This is a genomic window from Streptomyces sp. NPDC057137, from assembly GCF_042670825.1.
Classification (GTDB): domain Bacteria; phylum Actinomycetota; class Actinomycetes; order Streptomycetales; family Streptomycetaceae; genus Streptomyces.
Window position 1 is genome coordinate 119159 of the sequence record NZ_JBHUUW010000005.1, and the last position, 15914, is coordinate 135072.

The window sequence follows — 15914 nt, forward strand, 5'->3', positions numbered from 1 at the left end:
GCCCCATCCTGTCAGGGGTTCAGGGGTGCACGAGCGAGTAGTCGGCCGTACGCCACGCGGCGCGGAAGCCGTCGTACGCGCCGTGCGTCCCTCCCTCGTCACCCGCCCCCCAGATCCGTACGGTGTCCGTCCCCCAGCCCGGCTCGCCCGTCGCGGCGAAGTCCGCCCACGCCCGCACCATGCGGCGCGACAGCTCGTGGTCCTCGGCCGTCGGCGGGCCGCCGATGAGGAACGCGACCTCGGGGAGGTCGACGGTGCCGAAGGCGAACGGAACGTCTGCGCAATGCCATGGGCGTACGACTCCGTCCTCAGTCGCGACTCCGTCCTCAGTCGCGACTCCGTCCTCAGTCGCGACTCCGTCTCCCGTCGCGACTCCGTCTCCCGTCGCGACTCCGTCCTCCGTCACAACCCCCACTTCCGTTACGACTCCGCCTGCCGTGCCGCGCTTCCTGGCGAAACGGGAGAGATACGTCCTGCGGCCCGCGGCGGCGTGCCGCTCCGCGAGGCGGCTGCTGTACTCGCCGAAGGACATGTCGCCGTAGATCGCGAGGTACACGTCGAGCACCGGCGCGTCGGGCAGCAGCGCCCGATACGCCGGTACGAGATCGTCGGGCAGCCCGAACTCCTTCGCGAACGCGGCCAGTTGGCTCTCCGTCGTGATCTTCTTGCTGCTGCCGACCGCGTCCAGCAGCCAGTACTCCTCCGTCGTGTGGCAGACCAGCAGATCGACGTCGGCGCGGTCCGCCGCGCCGACGGCGAGAGGGTCGGCGGGCAGCAGGACCCCGTCGGCGACCGGGCCGTACAACACCGGGTCGTAGTGGCGCGCTCCCGCCGACGGGTCGTCGCGGAGGCGGGCGACCACCTGGTCGGACGCGCGGACCAGGTCGTACGGCGACGCGGCCGTCAACCCGGCCGCCGTGGGCGGGACTTCGGCGGCAGCCGCCACGAGCTGCGTGGTGTCGGCGGCGAGCCGGGGCGAGTAGACCGGGCCGACCACGCTGTGGGCGATGGCGCGGTGGAACAGCCCGCGTGCCCGTTCCATCACCGTGAGACAGGCGATGGACGCGGCGCCGGACGACTGACCGGCGACGGTGACGTTGGCGGGGTCGCCGCCGAAGGAGGCGATGTTGTCGCGTACCCACTCCAGGGCGGCGATCTGATCGAGCAGACCCCGGTTCTCCGGGAACTCGGAGTCCGGGATATGGCCGAACCCCTCGAAGCCGAGCCGGTAGTTGAGGCTGACGACGACCAGTCCGGCGCGGGCGAGCGCCGTACCGTCGAAGTCGGGCTGGGCGGACGAGCCGAAGGTGTAGGCGCCGCCGTGAATCCAGAAGAGAACCGGCCGCTCGCCGGCCTCGTCATCCGTCCAGACGTTCAGGTTCAGCACGTCCTCGTCGCCGGGCGACCACGACGGCGCGCCCGGCAGTTCGGCGGACTGCGGCGCGACCGGCCCGAAGGCGACGCACTCCCGTATGCCCTGCCATGAGGGCGCGGGCCGGGGCGCCTTGAAGCGGTCGGGGCCGAACGGCGGTGCGGCGTAAGGAATGCCGAGCACCGCGACAACGCCGGGGGCGGTCCGGCGGCCCCGTACCGGCCCGTTCAGGGTCGAGAAGAGACTCACCGGGCCATACCCCGCCCACCCACACCGCTGTCCCCGCCGCGCTCCCGCACCAGCAGGTCGATTCCGTCCAGCATCCGTTCGAGTCCGAAGACGAACTCGTGGTCGGGGCCCTCCGGTTCGTCCGGTACGTCCATCACTCCGGCCGCCAGCATCTCCGCGACGGACGGGTAGCGCGCGGGGTCGGCCAGCTTCTGGATCGTGCGCCCGTATCCGGCGAGTACGTCCTCCGCCGACCTGCCGCTCGCCGTCACCGCGGCGGCCAGGTCCGCCATCAGCGTCGCCTCGTTCCGCACATAGCCGTTGACCATCAGCATCACCGACAGCTTCTCGCCCCAGTCGAGCCGGGTCCCCTCCAGCGCGACCAGCCCCCACTCCCACCAGGCCACCATCCGGGGCGTGGCGGGCGGGCTGGAGACGGGGATACGGAGCGCCCACAGGTTCTCGTAGATGATCCGGCGCATCGCCCAGGCCCAGTCCGCCATCGCCGTACGCCAGTCGGTGCCGGGCGCGGGTGGCGCCGGCGGGTCGCCGATGATCGCCTCCTGCATCAGCACGTACAGCTCGTCCTTGGCCGCCACGTACCGGTAGAGCGACATCGGCGAGACGCCGAGCTTCTTGGCGACGCGGCCCATCGAGACCGCGGGCAGCCCCTCCGTGGCGGCGACGGTGACGGCCGTGTCGACGATCCGCGCCAGGCTGAGGCCGGGCTTGCGCCCCTTCGTCGGGCGCTCGCGCAGTCCCCAGGCGGCTTCGATGCTGGCCGGCAGCCCCGTACCGCTGTCGCCGCCGTCGCCGTTCTCGTCCGTCACGTCTCCGCCTTCCCCGCTCACACTCCCGCTTGACGCCATCCTAGTTATGCGTAACCCTTACACATCAAGCGTAAGGGTTACGCATAAACGTCTCGACGTCCCGCAACGGAGGAGCGACGCCCATGAGCCCACCCATGAGCCCGCCCATGACCCCCCAGCAACGAGCGATCAGCGCCATCGGCCTGGAGAAGTCGTACGGGCGCGGCGACCAGCGGGTGAAGGTGCTCGACGCCATCGACCTGTCCGTCGAGCGCGGCACGGTCTTCTCCCTGCTCGGCCCGAACGGCGCGGGCAAGACCACCGCCGTACGGATCCTCGCCACGCTCGCCGACGCCGACGGCGGTACGGCCAGGGTGGCGGGTTACGACGTACGGACCCAGCGGCGCCAGGTGCGCCGGGCCGTCAGCCTGACCGGCCAGTTCGCGTCGGTCGACGAGAAGCAGACCGGCGAGGAGAACCTGCGCATGATGGCGCGCCTCGGCGGCCTGCCACGCGCGGCCGCGCGCCGCCGGGCCGCGGAACTGCTGGAAAGGTTCGACCTCACGGCCGCGGGCCGGCGGCTCACGGGCACGTACTCGGGCGGTATGCGGCGACGGCTCGACCTCGCCGCCGGGCTGGTCGGCGAGCCGGAGGTCATCTTCCTGGACGAGCCGACGACCGGGCTGGACCTGCGCAGCCGGCAGGAGCTGTGGCAGGTGGTGCGCGACCTGTCGGCGGGGGGCTCCACGGTCTTCCTCACCACCCAGTATCTGGAGGAGGCCGACCAGTTGTCGGACCGTATCGCCGTACTCGACGGCGGCCGGCTGGTCGCCGAGGGAACCGCGGCGGAGCTGAAGGGCCGGGTCTCCGGGCACCGTCTCGATCTGGTGGTCGCCGACGCGGCGGCGTACGAGCGCCTCGCGCCGCTCGCCGTACAGCGGTCGCCCGACACGCTCACGCTCGGCCTGCCGACGGACGGCACGGCGGCGCGGGTGCGGGCGCTGCTGGACGAGATCGATCCGGAACGCCGGGACGTCGTGAGCTTCGCCGTGCACAGCGCGACGCTGGACGACGTGTTCATGGCCCTGACCGGCCGCGGGAAGACCACCAAGGAGCCGACCCATGTCTGACGCCGCGACGATGTCCCCGGCGGGCCGGGCGCTGAACAACTCCCTTGTCATGACGGCCCGTTCGATCCGCCTCAGCACCCGCAACGTGGACGCGATCTTCACCTCGCTGATGCTGCCGGTCATGCTGATGCTGATCTTCGTCTATCTCTTCGGCGGCGCGATCAGAACCGGTACGGGCGAGCCGTACGTCGCCTACGTCGTACCGGGCGTCCTGCTGCTCTGCGCCGGCTTCGGCTCCTCCAGCACGGCCGTGAGCGTCAACGAGGACATGAAGGGCGGCATCATCGACCGGCTGCGCTCCCTGGACGTCGGCGGCGCGTCGATCCTGGCCGGCCACGTCGCTTCGAGCACCGTCCGCAACGCCGTCTCGACGGTCCTGGTCCTCGGCGTGGCCCTCCTGATCGGCTTCCGCCCGTCCCCGACCCTCCCGGCCGCCCTGGCGGCGGCGGGCCTGCTGCTCGCCTTCATCGTGGCGATCTCCTGGCTGGCGGCGGTGGTGGGCCTGCTCACCAAGTCCCCGGAGGCGGCGGGCTCGTTCTCGTTCTTCATGATGTTCCTGACCTACCCGAGCAGCACGTTCGCCCCGATCGACACGATGCCGACCTGGATCCACGGCTTCGCCTACAACCAGCCGGTCACCCCGGTGATCGAATCCCTCCGCGGCCTCTTCCTGGACCAGCCGGTGGGCTCGGACCCGTGGGTGGCGCTGGCGTGGTGCGCGGGGATTCTGCTGGGGGCGCTGGGGCTGTCGGGGCGGCTGTTCAGGAACCGTACGGCCTAGTCGGATCAGCCACCGGCTCCGATCAGGTCCCCGCCCGGCAGCGCCCGCGCGAGATACGGATGGGCGAGATGCCTGGCCCGCAGCCCCAGCGAGGCGGTGGCGCCGGAGAGCGTCAGGGAGTACGAGTCCACCGCCCGGCGGACGTTGGGCGCATCGAGGCTCACGCCCGTGAGGAGCCGGTCCAGGTCGATGTAGGCGGAGCGGACGATCTCCATCCAGCGGTAGAACCTCCAGTCCTCCTCCCAGCCCTTGGTGTACTGCGCGTCGAGTTGCCTGTTCCACCGCCTGAGCATCCGCTCCCTCGTCTGCGGGCCGTGCGGCGTCAGATGGAGGTGCCGGACCAGATCGTAGAGAGGGTCGCCGACCATCGCCATCTCCCAGTCGATGATCGTCAGGCGGTCGCGTGTCTCGCTCCTGATGAGATTCCCGGGGTTGAGGTCACCGTGCAGCAGCGCGGGAGTGCGAAGGAGGACGCACCTCCGCCCCACAAGAAGCTCCCGCAGCCGGTTCGCGTTGGGCAGCCCCAGCACAGCCGCGAGACGGAGCGACTCCTTCGGCAGGTCGGCGACCATCTCGATGAGCCGACCGCTGAGCCACTGGTAGAAGTCGTCGTACATGGCGTCGGGATCGACAGCGTCCGTCGGCACCTCGATGAGTGCGCACAGTTGGTCAACCAGATCGTCCGCCTCGCGCAGGCTGAGCCCGTCGACGGGATGCTCGGGCGGATGTGTCCCGCCGACCGGCCCGACGTAGGAATGGATGACGAACTGGTCGTCGAGGTTGCTGATGCCACGCGCCAGGACCTCCGGAGCGCGCACCCTGGGCCACACCGGTTCCAGCGCGCGGAGTACGAGGTGCTCGTCGAGGAAACGGCGCTCCCGCCTCTCGGCGTCCAATCGCTCGCGCCGTATCACTACGCACTGACTGCCCCGGCCTGCTCTAACGACGGTGCTGCGGTGCCGACTGCCGTCGAAGACGTACACGCTCTCTCCCGCCGCCTCCGCCGACAGTGCGGCCGAGACGGCTTCCGCCGAAAACCCGCTCCGCTCAAATGCCCCCGCGTCGGGCACCCAGGGCACCGGGCGGACGGAATAGGGCACTTGAGCCGCCCTGCCCGACTGGGCCGCGTGCCAGCGGCAAAGGGCCCTGCTGATCTCCATCGCCCCCGCGACGCGCTTGAGCCGCAGCGGCTCACGCGCCAGTTCGAGGGCTGTCTGAAGCACTTCGGTGGCCCGCTCCAGACCGACGGGCTCAGCGGCGAGGCCGAGCGACTGAGCGGCCCGCATCACAGCTGGGTAGACGGACTGGGCGCGCTCGAAGTTGATGTAGTGCGGGAGATCGGTCTCCAGACCTTTCACCGCCTGTGGACGAGAACGCCGCGTCGCCTCAGCCCACGCCGCCTTGACCTCGTCCCACTGGTTCGCTGGGTATCGCATACGTACGAGATGGGTGGCGAGGCCGTGCAGCGGGTCTCCGTAGGAGGCCAGCTGCCAGTCGACGCAGATCAACGGCGCCTTGGGTTTGAAGTAGGAGAGGATCACGTTGTCGCGGTGCAGGTCCGTGTGCAGGAGGCTGAACGGCCTGGCGGACATCGCGGGAACCCGCCCGGCGAAGTCGATCAGCGCTCCCTCGGGCACGCCGAGGGCCGCGAACAGCCCTCCGAAGAGAGCCCGGTTGGGCCGACAGATCTGCTGGTCCGTCAGCACCGCGAGGGTCCGGAGAAATGAACGACTCGCGCCGTCGGGCGGCCAACCGGCGGGCAGTTGTGGGAGGTGGCCCCGGTGGATGGCGGTCATCTCGGCCAGCAGGCCCACCAGTGCTTTGAGCAGCAGGCTGTCGAGCGGCCGACCGCCGGGACAGATAGCGGAGAGCGGAACACCCTCCACGTAGCTCTGCACGGTGAATTCGTCCATCTTGACCAGGCACTTGGGGACGTACTTCAGCAGATCTTGGATCGAGCGGAGGATCTCCGACTCGTCGCGCCAGGTCCGGAGCGCCACCGGCAGCACACCCGGATTCCTGCGCCGCAGCATGACGCGCGCTCCCGGTTCCAGGCCCAGTGAGCCCGCCAGTTGCTCGGTCGGCGCGGCCAGATAGATGTCGTGGTAGCGGCCTCGTTGTTGGACGCCCTCAGCCAGGGCGTGGCGCACGAAATCGCTGTACAGATCCGACGATGCGTCTTCGGACATTTGAGTTGCGCACCTCACGGGGGAATGCCCACGGAGGCGGCTCCGGGTGGACGGCCGACATTCGGTGGGGTGCACATCCTAGCCACCAATTCGTTGGCGTCATGTGCCACTTGGATCAGAACACTGCCAACCGGGTGGACGGTTACTCCGGACGTACTGACGGTGACTGTACAGACGAATCCTCGCCAAGTATTGTCCAGTGCTTGTCGAACCACGTTTGCGCGGAATCAACAAAAAGTGACCCTTGGGAATCCTCCTGATCTTTCATGTAATGGAAGAGCGTCGCGCCGAGTCCCAGAACGTCGAGCGCCTCGACCTCCTCGCCGTCGTCGAGCCGCATCGCCCGTTCCGTCAGCACATACAGGCCGTGCAGTGCCTGGGTCTCGTTGAGCAGGTAGAGCTTGAAGGTGGGCGTGAAGGGCACCGTCCTGACCTGGACGTCCACCGCGTTCACCAGCCCCTCCGTCCGGAGATCCTCCAGCGCGGCCCGCAGGGACTCCGTATGCCGCTGGGTGATCCGGCGCAACCGGTCGAGCGGTCTCGCATCCTCCGTGTTGTCCTTGCCCTTCAGCCGGGGGTAAACGAGCGTGGCGGCCTGCGCCGGCAGGAGCAGCCGCACCGAAATACTCTCCGGATGAATCCTCCCGGCCCGCACCCGTTCCGCCTGGAGCCAGATGTGCGCCTCCAGCGATTCGGAGGTGAGCGTGGCTACGTCCAGCGTGACGTCCTCAGCCTCGAACGCTTCCGCGATGAAGGGCCCTAGCGCCGGACGGCCGCTGTGCGTGGGCAGGGCGGAGCTGGTGTGTACGTGCTGGCGCTCCTCAGTCTGCGCGCTGAGCACCCGGGATCCGATGCCCTGCCTCGACTCGATCACACCGTCCGCGACCGGAACGCGCAGCGCCCGCTGGACGGTGTCACGCGAGACACCGAACCGCACCACCAGTTGACGCTGGGGCGGCAGGTAGTGGCCCACGGGATACATCCCGTCGCCGATCTCCGCCCGCAGCGCATCCGCGATGCGCTGGAACTCCCCGCCTTCAGCACCGGTTGACACTCATACCTCCCCCTGTACCCCCTTGCTTACGGACGACCACGTCCAGCACCAGCCCCATCGACGCGACGACGGTGGTCGCGCCTGCGCTCAGCAGCAGATCCCGCTTCGCCTCGTTACGCGCGTAACCGACGAAGGCGACGCCCGCCTTCCGGGCCGCTATGCAGTCCGCAGGAGTATCACCGATCATCAGCGCCCGCTCCGCGACGACCCTCGTGGAGTCCAGAGCCCGCAGCAGGCAGTCCGGATCCGGCTTGAGTCTCAGCAGGTCCTGTGTACGGCCGTGGATGTGGTGCCCGAAGCAGTCCACCAGGCCATGGCCAGTCAGGTAACGCTCCACGACGGAGGCCGAGTTGTTGGTCGTGATGGCCAGCCCGTAGCCGCGCAACTGAAGGTCGTGGATCAGCTCGTCCGCGGCCGGAGTGGGATCCGCCGTCTCCGTGGCAAGCAGCTCGTGCCTGGTGAGCTCGGCCTCCAGCTCAGCGAGGAACCCACTGCCCGGAGCGGTGAGGGCGACCGCGCGCAGCACCGCGTGGGGGTCGTCCGAGCGGGCCTCGTCCTCAGTCAGCAGGCCTTCCCGTCCTTGCCCGCGGAGCCGGCCCACCAGGTCGGCGGCCACGCCCTCGGCGGGATATCCGGCGAACAGCCGACAGACGGGGCCGTCGAAGTCGAAGAGCACACACGTTGCCGAATCGAAGAGTTCGCGCAGATCGCTCATCGACCGGGTGGATAAAGTTTCAGCATGCCGTGCGCATGCTGCCAGAGCCCGTCGAACTTGGCCCGGAATTCGGTGAAGTAGAGGGGCCCCTGAGTCTCACTGTCGGTTGCCGAATGGTAGAAGAGATTGCTCTGCAGCCCGAGAACATCGAGAGCCAGAACCACTGAATCGTCGTCGAGGATCATGTTGCGCGGCGCCAGCGCATAGAGCCCGAAGAGCAGCGTTTCGTTGTTCAGGATGTAGAACTTGACCGTAGGGGTCAATTCAATGCGTTTGATCTCCAACCGGATGTCGGTGGTCGACCTGTCGCTGTCGCGAACCATCAAGATTTTATTCTTCAGCGTGGTCAAGTGCCCGTCCGCACTCCGACGCCAGCGCTCGAAAGGGCGGCTGTCGCTCTGGTCCACTGCCGCCGGATAGGCAAGCGGGGAATCCCCCGAGGGGACCAGAAGGCGCAGCGTAATACTGTCGGGCCGCAGATCACCCCGACCCACCGCGTCCAGCTGCTTGCCGAGGTGGCGGCCCAGCGACTCGGTGGTGAGGGAGTAGGCGTCCAGCGTCACGTCCTTCTCCAAGAACGCCCGCTGGATGACTGATTCGAGGCTGCGCGCGTCGGCGTCGTCGCGGCGAGAGTCCGTGTGGATCTGTCGGCTGCGGACGACGGAGGTCTCATCTGCCTCCTCGCCCGGGGCCAATACCCCCTGGGTCCGGGTGACCTCGGACCTCGCACCCTGCCGTGTCTTGATGAACCCTTCGCTCTCAAGTCGGTCCAGGGCGCCCTTGATCGTCTCCCTGGAGACACCGAACTCGTGGGCGAGCAAACGCTGGGAGGGCAGCTTCTCTCCCAACGGATAGACCTGATCTTCTATCCGCGCCCTCAACTTGTCGGCGATCTGTAGTGGTAGTGGGGCGCTTGGCCGTTCGGTAGGCATCTCAGCACTCTACAACCGGACCAGCCACCTAGGATAGTTTCCGGCCAACTTACCGATCTGGACTGCCAATCAGAGAAGATTCCTGCCTTACTTGCAGACAAGTAGTCCAGTTGCTAGACAAGTTAACTCTGACAGCGGAGACATCATGGCTGCTTCAGTGCTCTACCAGCTCTGCGGACCCACGCCGCACCACATCCAGACTCCGAGCGATGAACGGCTCGGGCACACCGGCGCCGCGCAGTTCGCGGTACTTCCGCTCATTCCGGGCGTACCCCACGAACGACACTCCTGCCGCCTTCGCCGCCGCCACGTCCGAGGCCCCGTCACCGATCATCAGCGCCCCCGACGCCGGCAGACCGAGCCCGTCCAACGCGCGCAGCAGCGAGTCGGGGTGGGGCTTGAGCAGGTCCAAGTCCTCCGTACGCCCGTGGATATGAGCGGCGCCGAAGTACGGGAGAAGGTTCCTGTGCGCAAGGTAAAGACGGGCGGCATCGGCCGAGTTGTTGGTCGTCACCGCGAGACGGTGGCCGAGCCGCGCCAGGGTACGGATCAAGGGCCCGGCACCCAGGGTCGGTTTGGCGGAACGGGCGGCCTGTACCTCCTCCTCGGTGAACACGGCGTGCAGTACCCGCGTGAGCGGGTGGCCGGGCCTCCCACTCGCGAACAGTCTCAGGACGCGGAAGGGGTCCCGGGTGGACAGCAGGTCGTTCCCCAGCTCTTCGGCCGGAATGTCCCGCAGGATGCGCTCCACGAGCTGACCGGCGATGTCTCCCGCCGGGCGGCCTGCGAAGAGGCGGCACACCGGCCCGTCGAAGTCGAAGAGCACACACCGCGCTTCGGAGAACTGATCACCAATCTCGGTCACTGCGGCACCCTATCCGGCGACTCCGCACGGGTCGCGGCCTCCCGCGCGGGCGCGTACACCCCATCCCTGAAGGAGGGGCCATGTGGCCTCTGATCGGCTTCGCGTTCGAACAGTTCGTCCAGTGGAAGTACGGCACGGTCGGAGCACTCGCGCTGCTCCTGCTGGTCGTCGGATTGAAGATCAAGAACTCCACATGCGCCGGTATCGGCTCGATCGTCCTGGCCCTGCTGGCCATGCAGCCCGGCATGGGCTGACGGGGAGGGAGGGCAACCGGTCCGGCGACAGGACGTCAGTCCAGCGTCAGATCGCTGGCGATCGTCGTCCAGAGCGCGTTGAACCAGGCCTGCGACTGTACGACGAATGCTTGGTCCCGATGGGCCTGACCGTCTCCCGCGCCGAACGAGAAGAGAGGCGACTCGCCCCCCAGCGCGTCGTACATCTCCACCGACTCCCGGCCGATCTGCTCCTCGCGCTCCGTGACCCTGTAGTACGCGAACAGCGCCTCCGCGCCGTTGAGGAGATACAGCTTCACCGGCGGTGTGAAGGGCAGCGCCTTGAACTGCACGTCCACGTCGATGCCGTGCGCCGCGCCCAGCCCCCGCAGATGGTCACTGAGGACGGTCCCGTGCGCGTTGCGCATCGTCAGCCAGCGGCGGTGGACAGGATCGGCCTCCTCGGGGCTGCTGATCATCCGGGGAAATGCCAGATCGATGTCCCGGTTGGGCATCAGCACGCGCACCGTGACGGTGGCAGGCATGGATTCCCGGGTGTGGACGAGCCTGCGCTGCTCGCCGACGGCCGCGCTCAGCGACTCCGCCGTGAGGCAGAGGGCGTCTATCCGGACGTCGGCGGCGCCGAAGGCCGCGGTGATGCGGGGGGCCAGCGCGACCATCGTCTCCCGGGTGCCGTCGGCCGCCTCCGTACGGGAGGAGCGGTCGGCGACGCGGGCCGGGGAGCCTCGCGTGACCTCGGTGAGCAGCCCCTCCTGCTGGAGGATCTTCAAGGCCTGCCGGACCACACTGCGCTGCACCTGGAACTCCGCGACCAGGGCGGCCTGCGTCGGCATGGCATCGCCGACCTCAAGTTCGCCGGACTCCATCCGCCCACGGAGAGCCTTCGCCACATTCTCCGACGTGGGCTTCTCCGTGCCGTTCAGTGCACTGCGTTCAGGGTTCACAGCGCTGACGCTACAACTTCTCCCCATCCATGGGGAGTTGTCAGAACACGTCCGGGCACCAAGGCCTCCGTGACGTGCGGAACAGCGTGTCCGTCCGGGACGCCGCTCCCGGCTTGTCCTCCGTCACCGTGCCCAGCGCCGACAGCCGGACCGCCGACTCGTCGCCCAGGTACAGCGCCCCCAACTCCCGCACGTCCAGCGTCAGATCGGCCGACTCGGTCGTCGGCACGCAGGTCGTGCCCGACGGGGACGTGTCCAGGCGGTAGCGGCCCGAGGCCAGGGACGAGCGGTCGTGGACGGCCAGGACCAGGGTGCCGGCAGTCGCGTACGTGCGGGACTCCAGCGCGCGTACGGTGTCGAGGATCCGCACCCACAGGAAGTCCGCCTGCGTGACGATCCTCGCCGCGCGCGGGTCCGGGAGGAAGAGCGGCAGCAGGTCGTCGGGGGCCCGGTGGCCGGTGCGGACCGTGGTGATCCAGTCGATCGAGCAGACGTAACGCCACAGCGCCCGCTCCGCCGCCGTCGTCACGGCGATCGCGTCGAGCACCGTCGCCGTGTTCAGCGGCTGCTTGGCGTCGCCCCACACCTCGTCCGCCTTGTACGTCAGCAGTCCCTCGACCTCGCCCGACGCCGAGCGGTACACCGCGTAGAACGGCTCGGTCCACGGTGCGCCGTGCGAGGTGGCCAGGCCCGTGTGGACCCGCCACCAGCGCTCGTTGCGGCTGATCACGCCGTGCCGCAGGGAGCGCAGCCGGTCGTGCAGTTCGGGGCCCAGCTTCCGTACGTCCTCGGCGTCGACCAGGTCCACCCGGCCCCCGTCGTCCGGCCGGCCGGACGCGCGCGGGTCGAGGCCCGCGCGGGGCACGTCGATCGACCAGTCGGTGATCCAGGCGGCCGGGCCGAAGCCGTACCGCCCGTAGATCGGGTACTCCGCCGCGATCAGCGTGGACACGACGTCGCCGCGCTCCTTCGCCTCCGCCAGATCGTCGTTGATCATCCGGCTGAGCAGCCCGCGGCGGCGGTGTGTGGCCGAGACCGTGACGTTGGAGATCGCACTGGCCGGCAGCGGGGCGCCGCCGACGGCGGTCAGTTCCTGCGGGAAGGTGCGGTACGTCGCCACGCAGCGGCCCTCGTCGAACGCGCCCCGCATACGGCGCACGTCCATGTACGCCCTGCGGTCCTCGACATCCTCCTCGCTCACCGCGGGCGACCTGAGGAAGCCGGTGTTCAGGGCGCGGAGCCAGGCGGGAAGATCGGAATCGCTGATCACTCGGACGTCGATGGCCATGTCCGTACGCTAAACACAGCAGGGGTGGAAAGTCCTGCGGATTTCCCCCGGTCCGGCGAGGACAGCGAGAACGACGGTGGCGACGCGCGCGGTCAGAACGCCGCGCGCACCTCGCCCACCTCCGCGTCGCCCCCCAGCAGCGGCGCCCGGCCGATCCGCTTCAGCACCGGCCCCTCGACCCCCAGCAGCCCCAACGCCCGCGCCAGCACCGGCCCCAGCGCGCGCATGCCGCCGTCGTCCACCTTGAACGCCAGCGCGCGGCCGTCCGCCAGCGCCACCGCCTGCACGGCCTCCGCGCCCATCTTCGACAGCGCGCCGGGCACCTCGCGCATCAGCCAGGTGTCGGCCCTGCGCGTGCCGGCCACGTACTCCGGGTGGGCGCGCATCGCGTCCGCGACCCGGCGCTCCGCCGTGCCCGGCTCGGCGAGTACGAAGTGGCGGAAGGCGCGGGCGAGTCCGGTGAGGCTGATGGCCATCAGCGGGGCACCACAGCCGTCCGTACCGACCGCCGCGACCCGCTCCCCCGACGTCTCCTCGACCACGTCGGCGACGAGCCGCTGCAACGGATGGGACGGCTCCAGATACGTGGCGAGCGGCCAGTCGTTGCGTACGCAGGCCGCCAGCATCGCCGCGTGCTTGCCCGAGCAGTTCATGGTGACCCGGTCCCTGACCCGCCCCGCCGCCAGATACGCCTCGGCCTCGACCGGGTCCAGCGGCAGATCGGCGGGGTTCAGCAGATCGTCCGCGGTCAGTCCCGACTCGGAGAGCATCTTCTGTACGAGATCGAGGTGGAAGTCCTCGCCGGAATGGCTGGCCGCCGCCAACGCCAGCCGCTGACCGGCCAGTTCGGCCCCGGAGCGCAGCACGGCGGCCGCCTGGAGGGGCTTGTTGCTGGAGCGCGGGAAGACCGGGGCGGCCACATCGCCCAGCGCGAACTCCACGCTGCCGTCGGCCGCGAGGAGCACCAGCGAGCCACGGTGCCTGCCCTCCACGAAGCCGGACCGCACGACCTCCGCAAGTACGGGGACGAGGACGGGGCCAGGGACCGGGACGGGGACTTCGGGCGGCTGTACGGCGCTGGTCCTGCGAGTCGTCATCATCGGCCTTCCGGGCGGGGACCGCTCCGGAAGGCAGTCACGGCATTACGTGAGCAGGTCGTCTACTTGGGCTTCGCCTTCACGGTACCTGCGCGCGATCTCCGCGCTGCACTCGTCCGCCGTCCGCTGGAGGAGGTGCCGACGCTGCGAAACCTGCTGCTCATGACGGACCAGCCGCCCCATCGCGGCCCCCAACTCCTCGTCCGTACGGGCCTCGAGGTCCGACAGCTCCACCTCGGCGAGCGCTTCGGCGGCCAGCAGCCGGAACTCCTCGTTCCGCGGTGTGGAAAGAGTCACATGCCGGGCCGACGACCGGTGGAGGGACGGAGCGTCCGCCAGGATCTCGGACAGCCGGTCCACGACCGGCGTCTCGGGCGCCGCCCGGCGCGCCAGTTCGGCCCGCAGGATGTCGATACGGCCCTGAAGCAGCCGGCGCAGATAGCTGAGGTCGGCCTCGTCGCGCGTCGCGTCCCGCCGTACGGCGCGCAACTCGGGCAGCCGCAGGGCGTTCTCACCGCCCGGTGCCCGCTGTGCGGGGGGCCGGACCGTCGCCGCACCGGCACCGCCAACGGCACCAGCACCGCCACCGGCACCCCTGCCGGACGCCGTACTGCCGATGATCGGTACAGGACCGGGCGACTGCCCGGCACCAGATGTGCTCATGCGCGCTTACTTCCCCTCAGTCCGCCTGCGTGCATCGTGCCACTCCTGCACGTGCACCTGCAGGCGATCTGCACCCGTTCGGCCCTGGATGGGCGTACGTCGGTGCCTGGATAGGTTGGTCCGTATGCGAGCAGTGGTGCAGAGAGTCGACGGCGCGAGCGTCGCCGTGGTGACGGAGTCGGGGACCGAGACGGTCGGCGAGATCGTGGGCGAGGGGCTGTGTGTGCTGGTGGGAGTCACCCACGAGGACACGAAGGAGAAGGCGGCCCAACTGGCCCGCAAACTCTGGACACTACGGATCCTCGTGGGCGAGAAGTCCTGTTCGGAGGTGAACGCCCCGCTCCTGGTGATTTCGCAGTTCACTCTCTACGGGGACGCGCGCAAGGGCCGCCGCCCGACCTGGAACGCGGCGGCGCCGGGAGCGGAGGCCGAACCGCTGGTGGACGAGGTCGTGGCGCGGCTGCGTGAACTGGGGGCGACCGTCGAGACGGGCCGGTTCGGAGCGGACATGCGCGTCTCGCTCACGAACCACGGCCCGTTCACGGTGCAGTTGGAGATGTAGTGGGAGATGCAGGCCAAGGCCGGAGGGGTCGCGCGGTCAGACCTGGACGACCACTTCCTGCGCCGCCGCCGTGTTCCCCGCCATCAGCGGCGCGTCCAGCGGCACATTGCGCTTGACCAGGGCCAGCGCGATCGGCCCCAGCTCGTGGTGGCGGGCCGACGTCGTGATGAAGCCGAGCTGGCGGCCCTCCTCGCCGTCGGCGGCCAGCCGTACGGGCGTCCCGTGCCCCGGCAGCAGCACCTCGCTGCCGTCCAGGTGCAGGAAGACCAGCCGCCGCGGCGGCTTCCCCAGGTTGTGGACGCGCGCCACCGTCTCCTGGCCCCGGTAGCAGCCCTTCTCCAGATGGACGGCGGTGCCGATCCACCCCAGCTCGTGCGGGATGGTCCGGTGGTCGGTCTCGAAGCCGAGGCGCGGCCGGTGGCCCTCGATCCGCAGGGCCTCGTACGCGAGGATCCCGGCCGGCGGGCCGTTCTCGCGGGCGTACGACTCCAGGTCGGCGCGCGGCAGGAAGATGTCACGGCCGTACGACGTCTCCCGTACGACGGCCCCGTCCGGCGCCTCGGCGATGGACCCGGCCGGGACGTGGACGACGGCGAAGTCGTCCGTACGGTCGGCGACGTCCACCCGGTAGAAGAACTTCATCGACTCCAGGTAGGCGATCAGCGCCTCCTGCGTGCCGGGCTCGACATGCATCCACACCGTCTCGCCGTCGTCGACGAGATACAGCGCGTGCTCGATGTGGCCGTTCGCGGAGAGGATCAGCGCCTCGGTGGCCTGCCCGGCGGGCAGCGCGCTGACGTGCTGGGTGAGCAGCAGATGGAGCCAGCTCAGCCGGTCGTCGCCGGTGACGGTGACGACACCGTGGTGCGAGAGGTCCACCAGGCCCTTGCCGTCGGCGAGCGCCCGTTGCTCGGGGAACAGATCGCCGTAGTGCGCGGCGACACCTTCGTCCTGTCCTTCGGCGGCCACGGCACCGGGCAGGGAGAGGAGCGGGCTGGTCGTTGACTGTCGCTGCATGACGACAAGCGTACGACTCGGCCAGGAGTCCCCGC

The 15914-nt window shown here is 69.4% G+C and carries 16 protein-coding genes; 4 read left to right on the forward strand and 12 right to left on the reverse strand.

Going from position 1 to position 15914, the window contains the following annotated elements; genetic code table 11:
* Positions 1-19: 19 nt before the first annotated feature.
* Together ACFT9I_RS06610 and ACFT9I_RS06615 are read right to left on the reverse strand one after the other, a co-directional pair.
* Positions 20-1621, reverse strand: a complete 1602-nt coding sequence (locus ACFT9I_RS06610) for a carboxylesterase/lipase family protein (RefSeq protein ID WP_382561451.1) — start codon at positions 1619-1621, stop codon at positions 20-22.
* Entirely contained in the window at positions 1618-2430 is an 813-nt protein-coding gene (locus ACFT9I_RS06615) for a TetR/AcrR family transcriptional regulator (RefSeq protein WP_382561453.1), read from the reverse strand. The genes ACFT9I_RS06610 and ACFT9I_RS06615 overlap by 4 nt, the downstream gene beginning before the upstream one ends.
* A gap of 122 nt (positions 2431-2552) precedes the next feature.
* On the opposite strand from ACFT9I_RS06615, the gene ACFT9I_RS06620 reads away from it, so the two are divergent.
* Positions 2553-3539: an ATP-binding cassette domain-containing protein gene (locus ACFT9I_RS06620; protein ID WP_382561455.1), complete on the forward strand. Its 987-nt coding sequence runs from the start codon at positions 2553-2555 to the stop codon at positions 3537-3539.
* A 10-nt stretch (positions 3540-3549) separates the two neighbouring features.
* Positions 3550-4320 carry an ABC transporter permease gene (locus tag ACFT9I_RS06625; RefSeq protein WP_382561648.1) on the forward strand — a complete coding sequence of 257 codons (771 nt, stop codon included), beginning with the start codon at positions 3550-3552 and terminating at the stop codon, positions 4318-4320.
* A gap of 5 nt (positions 4321-4325) precedes the next feature.
* Here ACFT9I_RS06625 and ACFT9I_RS06630 read toward each other — a convergent pair whose 3' ends face one another.
* The 5 genes from ACFT9I_RS06630 to ACFT9I_RS06650 all read right to left on the reverse strand — a co-directional run bounded on the left by ACFT9I_RS06630 (position 4326) and on the right by ACFT9I_RS06650 (position 10075).
* Entirely contained in the window at positions 4326-6509 is a 2184-nt protein-coding gene (locus ACFT9I_RS06630; RefSeq protein ID WP_382561456.1) for a phosphotransferase, read from the reverse strand.
* Between the two features lie 142 nt (positions 6510-6651).
* Entirely contained in the window at positions 6652-7563 is a 912-nt protein-coding gene (locus ACFT9I_RS06635) for a GntR family transcriptional regulator (RefSeq protein ID WP_382561458.1), read from the reverse strand.
* Positions 7547-8278, reverse strand: a complete 732-nt coding sequence (locus tag ACFT9I_RS06640) for an HAD family hydrolase (RefSeq protein ID WP_382561460.1) — start codon at positions 8276-8278, stop codon at positions 7547-7549. Before ACFT9I_RS06640 ends, ACFT9I_RS06635 begins: the two co-directional genes overlap by 17 nt.
* Positions 8275-9210 (reverse strand): winged helix-turn-helix domain-containing protein, encoded by a 936-nt coding sequence (locus ACFT9I_RS06645; RefSeq protein ID WP_382561462.1) that lies wholly within the window; start codon positions 9208-9210, stop codon positions 8275-8277. The genes ACFT9I_RS06640 and ACFT9I_RS06645 overlap by 4 nt, the downstream gene beginning before the upstream one ends.
* 154 nt (positions 9211-9364) lie before the next feature.
* Positions 9365-10075 (reverse strand): HAD family hydrolase, encoded by a 711-nt coding sequence (locus tag ACFT9I_RS06650; RefSeq protein WP_382561464.1) that lies wholly within the window; start codon positions 10073-10075, stop codon positions 9365-9367.
* Between the two features lie 80 nt (positions 10076-10155).
* On the opposite strand from ACFT9I_RS06650, the gene ACFT9I_RS06655 reads away from it, so the two are divergent.
* Positions 10156-10329, forward strand: a complete 174-nt coding sequence (locus tag ACFT9I_RS06655; RefSeq protein ID WP_382561466.1) for a hypothetical protein — start codon at positions 10156-10158, stop codon at positions 10327-10329.
* 35 nt (positions 10330-10364) lie between these two features.
* On the opposite strand, the gene ACFT9I_RS06660 is transcribed toward ACFT9I_RS06655, so the two are convergent.
* The 4 genes from ACFT9I_RS06660 to ACFT9I_RS06675 all read right to left on the reverse strand — a co-directional run bounded on the left by ACFT9I_RS06660 (position 10365) and on the right by ACFT9I_RS06675 (position 14300).
* Positions 10365-11252, reverse strand: coding sequence for a winged helix-turn-helix domain-containing protein (locus tag ACFT9I_RS06660; protein WP_382561468.1), 888 nt, complete (start codon positions 11250-11252; stop codon positions 10365-10367).
* 40 nt (positions 11253-11292) lie between these two features.
* A complete protein-coding gene (locus ACFT9I_RS06665) occupies positions 11293-12540 on the reverse strand; it encodes a GNAT family N-acetyltransferase (protein WP_382561469.1) in 1248 nt (415 codons plus the stop codon).
* Between the two features lie 92 nt (positions 12541-12632).
* Entirely contained in the window at positions 12633-13637 is a 1005-nt protein-coding gene (locus ACFT9I_RS06670; RefSeq protein ID WP_382561471.1) for an asparaginase, read from the reverse strand.
* Between the two features lie 45 nt (positions 13638-13682).
* A complete protein-coding gene (locus ACFT9I_RS06675; RefSeq protein WP_382561473.1) occupies positions 13683-14300 on the reverse strand; it encodes an ABC transporter substrate-binding protein in 618 nt (205 codons plus the stop codon).
* Between the two features lie 124 nt (positions 14301-14424).
* On the opposite strand from ACFT9I_RS06675, the gene dtd reads away from it, so the two are divergent.
* Positions 14425-14862, forward strand: a complete 438-nt coding sequence (gene dtd, locus ACFT9I_RS06680; protein WP_382561474.1) for a D-aminoacyl-tRNA deacylase — start codon at positions 14425-14427, stop codon at positions 14860-14862.
* 36 nt (positions 14863-14898) lie between these two features.
* On the opposite strand, the gene ACFT9I_RS06685 is transcribed toward dtd, so the two are convergent.
* Positions 14899-15879 (reverse strand): YgfZ/GcvT domain-containing protein, encoded by a 981-nt coding sequence (locus ACFT9I_RS06685; protein WP_382561476.1) that lies wholly within the window; start codon positions 15877-15879, stop codon positions 14899-14901.
* Between the last annotated feature and the right edge of the window lie 35 nt (positions 15880-15914).